Source organism: Albidovulum sp., from assembly GCF_049646345.1.
Classification (GTDB): domain Bacteria; phylum Pseudomonadota; class Alphaproteobacteria; order Rhodobacterales; family Rhodobacteraceae; genus Albidovulum.
In genome coordinates, this window is the sequence record NZ_JBARVQ010000245.1 from 1 (window position 1) to 12,147 (window position 12,147).

General features: G+C 61.2%; 13 protein-coding genes. 4 read left to right on the forward strand and 9 right to left on the reverse strand.

The genetic code is table 11. The features are described 5' to 3' along the window. The coding region (locus tag WBB85_RS05795) for a lytic transglycosylase domain-containing protein (protein ID WP_432637683.1) at positions 1-1,917 on the reverse strand (1,917 nt) is incomplete at its 3' end. 148 nt (positions 1,918-2,065) lie between these two features. On the opposite strand from WBB85_RS05795, the gene dapA reads away from it, so the two are divergent. Continuing rightward, positions 2,066-2,941: a 4-hydroxy-tetrahydrodipicolinate synthase gene (gene dapA / locus WBB85_RS05800; RefSeq protein ID WP_432637684.1), complete on the forward strand. Its 876-nt coding sequence runs from the start codon at positions 2,066-2,068 to the stop codon at positions 2,939-2,941. Positions 2,942-3,019: 78 nt separating this feature from the next. Here the strand turns inward: dapA and WBB85_RS05805 are convergent, their stop codons facing one another. The 5 genes from WBB85_RS05805 to folK form a co-directional block, all read right to left on the reverse strand. Continuing rightward, positions 3,020-3,766 carry a pyridoxine 5'-phosphate synthase gene (locus WBB85_RS05805; RefSeq protein WP_432637685.1) on the reverse strand — a complete coding sequence of 249 codons (747 nt, stop codon included), beginning with the start codon at positions 3,764-3,766 and terminating at the stop codon, positions 3,020-3,022. 92 nt (positions 3,767-3,858) lie between these two features. Beyond that, positions 3,859-4,482, reverse strand: a complete 624-nt coding sequence (locus tag WBB85_RS05810; RefSeq protein WP_432637686.1) for a DUF2062 domain-containing protein — start codon at positions 4,480-4,482, stop codon at positions 3,859-3,861. A gap of 55 nt (positions 4,483-4,537) precedes the next feature. Next, positions 4,538-6,661: a RelA/SpoT family protein gene (locus WBB85_RS05815; protein ID WP_432637687.1), complete on the reverse strand. Its 2,124-nt coding sequence runs from the start codon at positions 6,659-6,661 to the stop codon at positions 4,538-4,540. A gap of 30 nt (positions 6,662-6,691) precedes the next feature. Then, positions 6,692-7,045 (reverse strand): DNA-directed RNA polymerase subunit omega, encoded by a 354-nt coding sequence (rpoZ, locus tag WBB85_RS05820; protein WP_432637688.1) that lies wholly within the window; start codon positions 7,043-7,045, stop codon positions 6,692-6,694. 81 nt (positions 7,046-7,126) lie between these two features. Next, on the reverse strand, positions 7,127-7,687 hold the full coding sequence (folK, locus tag WBB85_RS05825; protein WP_432637689.1) for a 2-amino-4-hydroxy-6-hydroxymethyldihydropteridine diphosphokinase: 561 nt from the start codon (positions 7,685-7,687) through the stop codon (positions 7,127-7,129). A 160-nt stretch (positions 7,688-7,847) separates the two neighbouring features. Between folK and WBB85_RS05830 the strand changes: the two genes are divergently transcribed. Next, a complete protein-coding gene (locus WBB85_RS05830; protein ID WP_432637690.1) occupies positions 7,848-8,423 on the forward strand; it encodes an NYN domain-containing protein in 576 nt (191 codons plus the stop codon). A gap of 162 nt (positions 8,424-8,585) precedes the next feature. Here the strand turns inward: WBB85_RS05830 and WBB85_RS05835 are convergent, their stop codons facing one another. The 3 genes from WBB85_RS05835 to WBB85_RS05845 form a co-directional block, all read right to left on the reverse strand. After that, positions 8,586-9,698, reverse strand: coding sequence for a site-specific DNA-methyltransferase (locus WBB85_RS05835; RefSeq protein WP_432637691.1), 1,113 nt, complete (start codon positions 9,696-9,698; stop codon positions 8,586-8,588). An 84-nt stretch (positions 9,699-9,782) separates the two neighbouring features. Continuing rightward, positions 9,783-10,418: a ribonuclease HII gene (locus WBB85_RS05840; protein ID WP_432637692.1), complete on the reverse strand. Its 636-nt coding sequence runs from the start codon at positions 10,416-10,418 to the stop codon at positions 9,783-9,785. Positions 10,419-10,533: 115 nt separating this feature from the next. Further along, a complete protein-coding gene (locus WBB85_RS05845) occupies positions 10,534-10,977 on the reverse strand; it encodes a hypothetical protein (protein WP_432637693.1) in 444 nt (147 codons plus the stop codon). A gap of 173 nt (positions 10,978-11,150) precedes the next feature. On the opposite strand from WBB85_RS05845, the gene WBB85_RS05850 reads away from it, so the two are divergent. Together WBB85_RS05850 and WBB85_RS05855 are read left to right on the forward strand one after the other, a co-directional pair. Further along, on the forward strand, positions 11,151-11,396 hold the full coding sequence (locus tag WBB85_RS05850; RefSeq protein ID WP_432637694.1) for a hypothetical protein: 246 nt from the start codon (positions 11,151-11,153) through the stop codon (positions 11,394-11,396). A gap of 22 nt (positions 11,397-11,418) precedes the next feature. Then, complete coding sequence (locus WBB85_RS05855) at positions 11,419-12,123, forward strand: winged helix-turn-helix domain-containing protein (protein ID WP_432637695.1); 705 nt, start codon at positions 11,419-11,421, stop codon at positions 12,121-12,123. Positions 12,124-12,147: the final 24 nt, after the last annotated feature.

Sequence of the window (12,147 nt, forward strand, 5' to 3'; positions counted from 1 at the left end):
GAAGTTAAGGGGCCCCGCCTGGCCCGACAGCCTTGCCCGGTAGATCGGCAGGCTTTCGGCCACGCGCATCACATAGGTCTGGGTCTCGCGGAAGGGGATCGCCTCGATCCAGTCGATCGGATCGACCCCTTCGGCGCGCGGATCGCCGAGTTCCGTGATCCAACGCCGCGACCGGCCCGGCCCGGCATTGTAGCCGACCGCCACCAGCAGGGGCGAGTTGCCGAATTCGTCCACCAGCTGATCGAGATAAGCCGCCCCGAGCTGCGCATTGTATTGCCAGTCGGTGGTCAGCTTTGCCTTCTCGTAACTGACCCCGATCTTCTTCGCCATCATCTCGGCCGTGCCGGGCATCACCTGCATAAGCCCCCGCGCCCCGGCATGCGAGATGACGCGGTGGTTGAACTCGCTTTCGCGCCGCGCGATGGACAGCGCCAGTTCCGGCCGGACCGGCAGATCGAGCCCTGAAAGGGCCGGCACCGGGAAATAGGCCGAGGGCCAGATCACGCCCTTGTCGGCCGCCGCCTTGGCGAGCGAGAGCCCGACATAGGGCTCCTTCGCCTCGACCGCCATTCCGGCGAGCGCGCCGATATCGCGCCCCGACAGGCCTTCACTGAGATGGAGGAGGAAGCGCGCCGCCAGCGTTTCATCCCCCGCCGCCATCAGCTCCCGCGCCGCGAGGAGAACCGTGGACCCCGCAAAGGGCTGACCGCGCCAGTCGGGATAGGCCTCGCCCCCCGCCATTGCGGGCGACAGAGGCAGGCCGACCTTTTCGGCCGACAGCAGCCCGTAAAAGGCCGTCGGGTAACGCGCACCTTCGGCATAGGCCACACGTGCTTCATTTGCCATGCCCAGCACCTCATAGGCGCGTCCGCGCCAGTACCCCGCGCGCGACAGGCTGATCGGGCCATTCACCGCCTTCTGGAAACGGTCGAAATGGGCGAGTGCCGTTTTGGGGTCGCTCAGCTTGCGTAAAGCGATATAGCCCGCGAGCCATTCCAGATCGGCGTAGTCAGAGCCGGATTTCAGATAATGCTGCGCCGCCATGCGGTAGGCGCGCCTTGCATCGCCTTCGCGCATTTCCTTGCGCGCCAGACGCCTGCGCCAGTCGGCCCATTGGTCCGGATCGCCCAGCGCGTCGGCACTGACCGAGCGTTCCAGCAACAGCTCATCGGCGCTGTCATAAAGGTCCTTGCGGATGCGCCAGCGGAAGCGGTCATAGGCAAGACCGCCGGAATTAACCGCCTTTTCGGGAAGTTTCGCGATCAGTCCGTCGACGCCGGGATCGCTGGCCTGAAGCGCGATGCGCACTTCGGCCACCGCACGTGTATAGGAACTGTTCAAGGGCAGCATGCGGCGGGCATCGGCCAGCCGCCCTTGCCGCAACAGCATCGCGGTACGGCCGTCATGATGGTCCTTCAGGATGCCGCCATGCCGGGCGACGAAGAGGTCATGTTCCGACTGGCTCAGCGATAGCGACCGCCAGGCGCGTACGGCTTCCTTTGCGGCTTCCTGCCCCTGACCGCGTGCCTGATAGGCGGCGATCAGGGCGAGGCTGCCCATGCCGGTTTGAGGACGCATGTTGCTGAAATAGCCGGCGACCGCGTCGGCGGGTGCATCGGCGGCAATCGCCCCTTCGCCTTTCTGACGCAGCAGCGGCAGGCCCGGCCAATCAGAATAGCGGGCCAGAAAACCGGAATACTCCGAAAGCGTCCCGTTGCCGTCCCTGAGCCGCTCCCAGTCGATCACCGCCGCCGCCAGTGGCCCGGCCTTGCGGGCATGGGCCACCGCTGTAGCCCAGTCGCGCTGATCGGCGGCGGCAAGGGCGGCACGGAACCCCGCCGGATCGTCGGCGCGGGCCGTCACAGGCAGAAGAAGGGCCAGCGCGATGGGCGCGGCACGCAAGGCATCACGGATCATGTTTTTCACTGCTTCGATTGATTTTTCGGAAGGATATGGGGCCCTGTCCGCGCCCGCAACACACAAACTTGGCAACGGCGGACAATCCCTATAGGTTCCGCGCGATTTCAACCGGGCGAGTCTCGTCCGCAACACCAAGGAGCGTGTCATGTTCAAAGGGTCCTTCCCAGCCCTCGTCACGCCGTTCAAGAACGGCGAGCTGGATCTGGACACGCTCAAGAAACTCGTCGAATGGCATATCACTGAGGGCAGCCACGGGCTTGTCCCCGTCGGCACGACCGGTGAAAGCCCGACGCTGAGCCACGAAGAGCATATCCGCGTGATCGAAGAAGTGGTCAAGGCGGCTGCCGGACGTATTCCGGTGATCGCAGGGGCCGGGTCGAATTCGACCGAGGAAGGGATCGAGCTGATCCGAGGAGCCGAAAAGGCCGGTGCGGATGCGGCCCTTGTCGTGACGCCCTATTACAACAAGCCGACCCAGCGCGGGCTTTACGCGCATTTCAAGGCGATGCACGACGCCTGCACCCTGCCGATCATCATCTACAACATCCCAGGCCGTTCGGCCGTCGACATGAGCCCCGAGACGATGGGCGATCTGGCCAAGCTGCCGCGCATTGTCGGCGTCAAGGACGCGACCGGCAAGATCGAGCGGGTCAGCCAGCAGCGCGCGCTTTGCGGTCGCGATTTCGTCCAGCTTTCGGGCGAGGATGCGACAGCACTCGGCTTCAACGCCCATGGCGGGGTTGGCTGCATCTCGGTCACCGCGAATGTGGCGCCAAAGCTTTGCGCCGAGTTCCAGGAAGCGACGCTGTCGGGTGATTTCGTCACGGCCCTTGCCTATCAGGACCGGCTGATGCCGCTGCATGAGGCGATTTTTATCGAGCCGGGGCTGGCGGGCGCGAAATATGGGCTGTCACAGCTCGGGCTTTGCGCCGATGAGGTCCGCATGCCGCTGACCACGCTCCTGCCCGAGACCAAGGCAAAGATCGACGCGGCGATGCGTCATGCGGGGCTGATCAACTAGACAACAACGTTGCCCCGGACTTGATCCGGGGCCTCTTGCCTGACGCAGGAATCCCGGATCAAGTCCGGGATTCCTGCGTCACACCATGATCCGTGCTTTGTCCATCAGGCGGCGCATTTCGAGGATTGCAGGCTTCAGCCCGGCGAAGATCGCCTCGCCGATCAGAAAATGGCCGATATTGAGCTCGCGCAGTTCCGGGAAGGCGGCGATGGGGGCGACCGTGTCATAGGTCAGCCCGTGGCCGGCATGAACCTCCAATCCCAGTGAATGGGCGAAGGCGGACATCTCGCGCAGGCGGGCGAGTTCCGTATCGCGTTCGACCACTTTCCCTTCAGCGTGGAAATCGCAATAGGCCCCGGTATGGAGTTCGACCACAGCCGCACCGATCCGGTGGGCGGCCTCGATCTGGGCGGCATCGGCGGCGATGAAGATCGAGACGCGGCAGCCTGCCTCGGCCAGAGGCGCGATGAAATGGGCGAGCCGGTTTTCCTCGCGCGCGACCTCCAGCCCGCCTTCGGTCGTTCGCTCCTCGCGCTTTTCGGGGACGATGCAGACGGCGTGAGGTTTGTGGCGCAGTGCGATCTTCTGCATCTCATCGGTCGCCGCCATCTCGAAGTTCAAAGGTACGGTCAGCGCTTCCATCAGCCGGTCGATATCACCATCGGTGATGTGGCGGCGGTCTTCGCGCAGATGCGCGGTGATGCCGTCCGCGCCCGCGTCCTCAGCCAGTTTCGCGGCGCGGACCGGATCGGGATAGGCCGAACCACGCGCATTCCGCACAGTTGCCACATGGTCGATGTTCACGCCCAGCCGCAATTCAGTCACGTCGCTTACTCCGATTTCTTAGGCCTGGCGGCACTTTAGACCGGTCCGGCGGGGGCTGTGAACGGTGGAATCGTCATGGGTACAATTCCGCGTCAGCTGTTGCCCGGCTGTTCCCCGGTCCGGGCATGCAGTTTTGCCTTCAGCTTTTCAAACCGCGCCTTCAACCGCTTGCGGCGGTGCTTCTGGTAAGCTGCGATGACCGGTTCAGACAGGTAATAGGAGAGAATGCCGACCATGATCCCGGGAACCAGGCCACCGACGAGATAGGGTAGAAAGACTTCGTTGAAGAAATTGTATAGATTGCCCCAGCGCGACGTTGCTTCGGTAAAAATCGCGAAGAAATTGTGCTTCAGATCATTTCCGGCGCCGACGAATTTTCCGAAGATCGTGGCATGCTGGCTTTCGTCGAACTGCGTGCCAAGCAAGAGGTGACCGAGTTTCATCGAGGACACAGCTATGATTGGAAAGGTGATCGGGTTGCCGAAGAATGTACCCAGAATCGCGGCAAGGATATTGCCGCGCACCGCCTTGGCCGTGAGCGCGGCCGAGATGAAATGGAACCCGAAAAGCGGTGTGAAAGAGACAAAGACCCCGGCACCCACGCCCCGCGCGATCCGGTCGGGGCGGTCGGGCAGACGGCGGACGCGGTGTTTGACATAGTGAAAGGCGCGGGTCCAGCCGCCCCGAGGCCAGAAGGCCTCGGCGATCAGCTGCATGTAGGACCGCGGTGTTCGCCTTTTGAAAACCACCTAATCTTCCCCTTGGCCCCGTTCAGGGCTTGCGACTGAGGTCGCGATACCGTTCGACTTGGGCCACATCGCTTTCGGCTTCAAGTGCCTTCAACACCATGTGCAGATGCTCGGCATCTCTCAAATCTACTTCCACGATAAGACGGTAAAAATCAGGCTTACGGTCGACGAAAGTAAGATCGGATATATTGGCCTTCTGTTCGCCGATGAGGGAGCAGATACGGCCAAGAACGCCGGAATCGTTTGCGATCGTCATGTTGAGGCTGATCGTATAGACCGGCGCGTGGCGCCCCGAATGCCAGCGCAGGTCGATCCAGCGGGTGGGCTGTTCCTCGAACTCGGCCAAAGCCGGGCAATCAATCGCGTGGATAACCGCGCCCTGACCGCGATAGGTGATCCCGACGATGCGTTCGCCAGGCACAGGCTGGCAGCAATTCGCGCGGCGGAAGTTCTGGTCAGCGGTCAGGCCGACCACGGGCTGGCGGATATCGACCTCTTCATCGGGATTGGCAGAGGCGAGTTCGGGATAGATTGCCTCGATCACTTCGCGCGCCGTCAGTTCGGCACTGCCAAGACGCGCCAGAACTTCGGTGTCATCGGGCAGACCAAGCGTCTTGGCGGCTGTTCTCAGCGCCTTTTCGGTCGCCTTGCGCCCGTGATGTTCAAAGGCGACCCGCGCCAGTTCCTGACCGAGTTTGACGAAACGCTCGCGGTCCTCTTCGCGCAAAGACCGGCGGATCGCGGATTTCGCGCGGCCGGTAACGACGATGTCGATCCAGGTCGCCTGCGGCCGCTGACCGGTCGCGGTGATGACCTCGACCGACTGGCCGTTTTTCAACCGCGTCCACAGCGGCACGCGGATGCCGTCGATCTTGGCCCCGACGGTCGAGTTGCCGATCCGGGTGTGGATCGAATAGGCAAAATCCAGGGGTGTCGCGCCCTTCGGTAACTGCACCACATCGCCCTTCGGCGTGAAGCAGAAGACCTGATCGGAATACATCTCGAGCTTTACGTTTTCGAGGAACTCGTCATGGTCATCGCCGTTGTCGAAACGTTCAGTCAGAGACGCGATCCATTTCGCCGGATCGACCGCGAAGGGGTTCTTGGCGCGTTCGCCGTCGCGATAGGACCAGTGCGCGGCAACACCCGATTCGGCGACTTCGTGCATCTGCCGGGTGCGGATTTGCACCTCGACCCGTTTGCCGTCGCGGCCTGAAACTGTCGTGTGGATCGAGCGGTAGCCGTTCGACTTTGGCTGGCTGATATAGTCCTTGAACCGTCCGGGCACCGCCCGCCAGCGCTGGTGGATCGCGCCGAGGATGCGGTAGCAATCGCCTTCGGTCTGGCAGATCACGCGGAAGCCGTAGATATCCGAGAGGCGCGAAAAGGCCAGCTGCTTTTCCTGCATCTTGCGCCAGATCGAATAGGGCTTTTTTGCGCGGCCGAAAACGTCGGCCTCGATGTCTTCCTTCTCCAGCTCCAGCCGGATATCGGCGGTGATTTTGTGGATCACATCGCCGGTTTCCTTTTGCAGCGTGATAAAGCGACGGATGATCGATGACCGCGCCTCGTGGTTCACCACGCGGAACGACAGGTCTTCCAACTCCTCGCGCATCCACTGCATACCCATGCGCCCGGCAAGGGGCGCGAAGATATCCATCGTCTCTCGCGCTTTTCTGACCTGCTTTTCATGCGGCAGCGACTTGATCGTGCGCATGTTGTGCAGCCGGTCGGCCAGCTTGACGAGGATGACCCGCAGATCCTTCGACATCGCCATGAAGAGCTTGCGGAAGTTTTCCGACTGCTTCGAGGCAGTGGAAGAAAGTTCCAGATTGGTCAGCTTGGTGACACCGTCCACCAGTTCGGCGATCTCGTTGCTGAACTTGGTCGCGATTTCGGAATAGGTTGATTTCGTGTCTTCGATCACGTCGTGCAACAATGCGGTGACGATCGAGGCATCATCCAACCGTTGTTCAGTCAGGATCGCCGCGACCGAGACCGGGTGGGTGAAGTAAGGCTCGCCCGACCGCCGGAACTGACCCTCATGCATCCGCATACCATAGTCGTAGGCCGCGCGGATCAAATCGGCATTGGTACGGGGGTTGTAGTTTCGGACCAGTGCGATCAGGTCTTCGACGTCGATCATTCCGGTCCGCGCGCCTCGGTGTTGGTGGGCTTAGCCCTGGCCCTGAGCTTCCATGAGCGCCCGGAGCAGTTTTTCTTCCGACATGTCGTCCTCGGCCGGGCGGTCGACTTCAGCCCCCATCAGAAGCGCCATCGCGTCCTCTTCGGCCTCGTCCACCTCGATCTGGGTCTGGTGGCTTTCGATCATGCGTTCGCGCAGATCACCGGCGGTCTGAGTCTCATCCGCGATCTCGCGCAGTGAAACGACGGGGTTCTTGTCGTTGTCGCGGTCGATGGTCAGGGACGCACCGGCAGCAATTTCGCGCGCACGGTGTGCGGCGAGCATTACCAGCTCAAACCGGTTCGGAACCTTGTCAACGCAGTCTTCAACCGTCACGCGGGCCATGAGACACTCCAATCGGACTTGGGAGATATGGAACCCGCTATTTAGGCGCTCCGCTTTCCCTTGACAAGCAATGATTCCCCTTCAAAGCGGGCAAATTGCCGCCTTTTCCGCCTTGGGCAGCGCCTCAGCCATCTCTGCGACGGTCAGGCCGGTCACCGGATGGGTCAGGAAGGGGGCGATTTCAGCGAGGGGAATCAGCACGAACCCCCGGTCCTGCAGGCGCGGATGCGGCAGGATCAGCTCGTCCGGGGCCTGCTGGGCCTGCTGTTTGAAGGGAAGTGTCATCCATCTGCTCTGGGTATCCCGGTCGGGCAGGATCGCATCGCCGCAGACTAACAAATCAAGGTCAAGCGTTCTGGCCCCCCAGCGCACCTCACGCGTCCGTCCGAACTCTGCCTCAATGTCATGCAAGGCCGCAAGAATCGCGGATGGTGTCGATGCGGATGCCACGATTGCGGCAGCATTCACAAAATCCGGACCAGAGCCCGGCGGGAAGGCAGGCGTGCGGAAAAACCGCGATACGGAGACAATCGGGCCGATATGACGTTGAATTTCCATTAGTGCAGCTGTGAGGGTAGCGACCGGATTGCCTTTGCCGGATGTGGAATTGCCGCCTAAAGCAATCGCTGCTATATTATCCATTTGTACAGATACCGATCTCTGTGCCAATCTGACTACTATTCTGCTCACTCACGAACAGACTACTATCGTGCTCACTCACGGACATCGGCCATAGGTTTCCAGTTTGACCACCCGAACAAATTGTGGAAGTCCAGCGGCTACATTTTGAAAGGAACTTTTTATGTTCTACAAGGACGAACGGCTGGCGCTGTTCATTGATGGTTCGAATCTTTATGCGGCCGCCAAGGCACTGGGTTTCGACATCGACTACAAACTCCTGCGTCAGGAATTCGAACGTCGCGGCAAATTGCTGCGCGCGTTCTACTACACGGCATTGCTGGAAAACGACGACTACTCGCCGATCCGGCCGCTGGTGGACTGGCTTCACTATAACGGGTTCTCGATGGTGACGAAGCCCGCGAAGGAATACACCGACAGCCAGGGGCGGCGGAAGGTGAAGGGAAACATGGATATCGAACTGACGGTCGATGCCATGGAACTGGCACCGCGCGTCGATCACATCGTGCTCTTCTCGGGTGATGGCGATTTCCGCCCGCTGGTCGAAAGCCTGCAACGTCAGGGGGTGCGGGTTTCGGTCGTGTCGACGATCCGCTCGCAACCGCCGATGATCGCCGACGAGTTGCGCCGCCAGGCCGACAACTTCATCGAGCTTGATGCGCTCCGCGATGTTATCGGTCGGCCGCCGCGCGAACCGCGGTTCGAGCGTGAGGAAGAAGACGCCATCGCAGGCAAGTAAGCGCGACCGAAGGTAGGGTGGGTCTCAGCCCACCTTGCCGCGTGCGCTGCGATACTCAGGTCATTTGGTTTGCAGGCAAAAAAGCCCCGCCGGGGGTGCAATCCGGCGGGGTTGAGTTCGTGCCGTGGTTCAGGCCACAGGCACCGGCGGTAACTTCGGAATTCAGTGCGGGCGGGTTTCGTCCATCTCGGCGCGGATCTGCTGGCGCAGGATGTCGATCGACACCATTTTGCCGTCGCGCTTGAAGTGCCAGTAGGTCCAGCCGTTGCAGCTTGGCGCGCCTTCCAGATGCGCGCCCACCTGATGGATAGAGCCCTTGATGTCATTGCCAATCAGCGTGCCGTCGGCCCGAACCTTGGCGCGCTGGCCACGGGCTGAGAACAGTTCTTCACCCGGCCGCAGCATGCCACGTTCGACCACCTGCCCGAAGGGCACACGCGGTTCGGCGCGTTTGGAGGCGGAGACCTCAAGCGCCTCTTTGTCGAACTTGCGGATCTTCGAGAGACGCTTTGTTGCTGCTTCGCGATAGGCGGCCTCACGCTCGATCCCGATAAAGTCGCGGCCAAGCATCTTGGCGACAGCGCCTGTCGTGCCGGTGCCGAAGAAGGGGTCAAGCACCACGTCGCCGGGATTGGTCGTGCCGACCAGAATACGATGCAACAGTGCCTCGGGCTTTTGCGTCGGATGCGCCTTGTCGCCCTGATCGTCCTTCAGCCGCTCATGCCCGGTGCATAGCGGGATCACCCAGTCGGACCGCATCTGCACGCCCTCGTTCAGCGCCTTCAGGGCTTCGTAGTTGAAGGTGTATTTTCCGGCTTCGGATTTCGAGGCCCAGATCAGCGTTTCATGCGCATTGGTAAAGCGCTTGCCGCGGAAATTCGGCATCGGGTTCGACTTGCGCCAAACCACATCGTTGAGGATCCAGAAGCCCTGGTTCTGCAGTTCCGCCCCCATGCGGAACACATTGTGATAGGAACCGATGACCCACAACGCGCCATTCGGTTTCAGAATGCGCCGGGCGGCCTCAAGCCAGTCCTTGGTGAACTTGTCGTAAGCCTTGAAGCTCGCGAACTGATCCCAGTGGTCGTCAACCGCATCAACCTTGGAATTGTCGGGCCGGTGCAGATCGCCGCGAAGCTGGAGGTTATAGGGCGGGTCGGCGAAGATCAGATCGACGCTTTCGGCCGGCAGGGACCGCATCACTTCGATGCAATCGCCGTCAATAATCTGGTTCAACGGAAGCGTCACCGCCCCCTTCGTCATGGTCTTTGTCATCTCTGCCTCATCCCGGCGTCAGGCGCCGTTGTTGTTGTCACCAAGATGAGTCAGGAGCGATTCGCCGTCAAATTCTTTTTTGAATCAAATACTTACTGTTTTCTCTTGGCACAAGATATTGTGCACTGGCTTGAAGGAATGTCTATGATGTGGGGTCACACCAAGATTTCGGAGTGCATCCAGGTGGTCTTTCGTCGGGTAACCGGCGTTGCGTTCCCAGCCATAGCCAGGATGCTGTTGCGCCAAATCCACCATGATGCGATCGCGCAACACCTTGGCGACGATGGAGGCCGCGGCAATCGAGAGTGACCGGCTGTCGCCCTTCACAATCGGTTCGGCGCTGATGGTCAGCCCTCTGGGAATCATATTGCCATCGATCAACAGATGGTCCGGTGTCACCGCCAGCCCCTCCACCGCGCGGCACATCGCGATATGGCTGGCCCGGAGGATGTTGAATTCGTCGATCTCGGTGGCGGACGCCTCACCCACCGCCACATCGGCCACCGACAGGATCGCGTCGAACAGGGCTTCACGGCGGCGCGCGGTCAGTTTCTTTGAATCGTTCAGCCCGTCGGGAACCCGCGCCGGGTCGAGCCGCACAGCGGCGGCGAGGACCGGACCGCATAAAGGGCCGCGGCCGACCTCGTCGACTCCGGCGACATGGTGCAGGCCACGGGCATGCGCGGCCAGTTCGAAACTCAGATCGGGCAAGCCGGACATGGCGCTACCTTGCGCAAATGCAGTCGGGCTTCAAGGAAAAAGGGCGGGTGCCTGCGCGCCCGCCCCAGTTGCGATCCGAAGACCCCGGACCGGCTGCTCGACCTGTTTCTCTTGATTAGCGGTAGCTCGTGACGCGGTAGCCGCGATCACGCAGGCAACGCGACCCATAGACAGTGCGCTTGCCCCAGCTTGTGTTGATGACGAAAGCGCAGCTTGAAGGGACGTTCCGTGCGGCGCCGAATTCCTGAAGACAGCGAGAGGATACCACATCATGACCGCGTACTGCGAAGACGCATTGAGCCGGAATGCGGCGATTGTTGTGGCGGACCTTATCTTTGCGATGGTTCCATCCGTCATAGGGCTGGCGTCTGGTGACCTTCGCCTTTTCCTTGCTGCGCTTGTCCTTGTTCGCCTGGCTGATGAGGAGACCGATCGCGGCTGCCCCGAGCAGCACCTTGAGTGCATCGTTCCCTCTCTCTTGCGCTGCGGCCGGTGTGGCGGCGGCGCTTGTGAGTGTCAGTGCAATGGCGGTTATGGCGGCGATCATCTGCTTTTTCATCGGGCTTCTTCCATTTATCGTGGGGGGACGGGTAACGGCCCCGTCGAACATGACCCAACCTTGCTGCCCCCGTCCGATGTCGGGCAATAACGGTGGCGCGATATCCGATAACCACATGAAAAATTGCTTTCGTTATTGATTAGCGGCGCGGTCCTGAGCAGTGTGGCACCATCATGAAGCGAACAATCCTCATCCCCATGGCGCTAGCCGCCGCCCTCGCCGCCGGACCGGTGGCCGCGAAATGCAAGGTCGAGTACAAGGCCAAGCAGGACAATCCCCTGCGGCTGGACTACGGCACGGCCGAATTGCCCGACAAGGCCTGCGGCTCAAAAGAAGCCGCAGCCGAGGCGCTGGCGAAAAAGTTGAAAAAGGAAGGCTGGACGCTTCTGGCCATTGTGTCCATCCTAGGCTCCAACTGACCGAGCCCAAGGAACGACCGACGTGGCCGACGATCCAATCGTGACGAGTGACACCCTGCGCTCTGGCAACCGCATTGTTGTGTGGGGCATTATCGCCATTGTCGCGATCCTTGCACTGGCTGGGATCCTGTTGCTGATGGCCCTGCCGGACGCCAACGCATTCAACGCCCGCGTTGAACAGATCTTTGTCGAAAACGACGCGCTGAAGACCGGTGAGCAGATCAAGCTTCTGGAAGTTCTGGCGCAGTCGGGCACGGCGTTTTCCGAGGTTCTGGCCAGCTACCGGATCATCATCTTCATCCTTCTGATCTTCGCGACGGGTCTTTTGGTCGCCGCCCTGATCTTCCTTGTGATGATTGTCGCCCAGAACAAACGCATGGGCGAGATCGAGCGGCAGGGGATTCAGGTGTCCTCCTTGCTCATCAGCCGGGCCGAGAATGCGGTCGTGCTGAACAACATGGAATTCAAGCTGACGCCTGCCGCTATCGAGACGCTTTCGGTCCTGGCCGAGGCGCGGATGGATGACGACGTGATGTCGGGGGCCGAGATTGAAGGCGTCATCTCGGGCAAGAACTCGGCCGATTGCGATGAAAGTGCGGGCGCGATGCGGATCAAGCGATTGCGCGATGCACTGGGCAATCAGATGGTTTCGGAACTTCTGGTCAAGAACATCGCGCGTCGCGGCTATATGCTGGCCGTCGACAAGGACGCGATCCGCATGCTCTGACCCTTGCCACAGGGGGTACCGGGC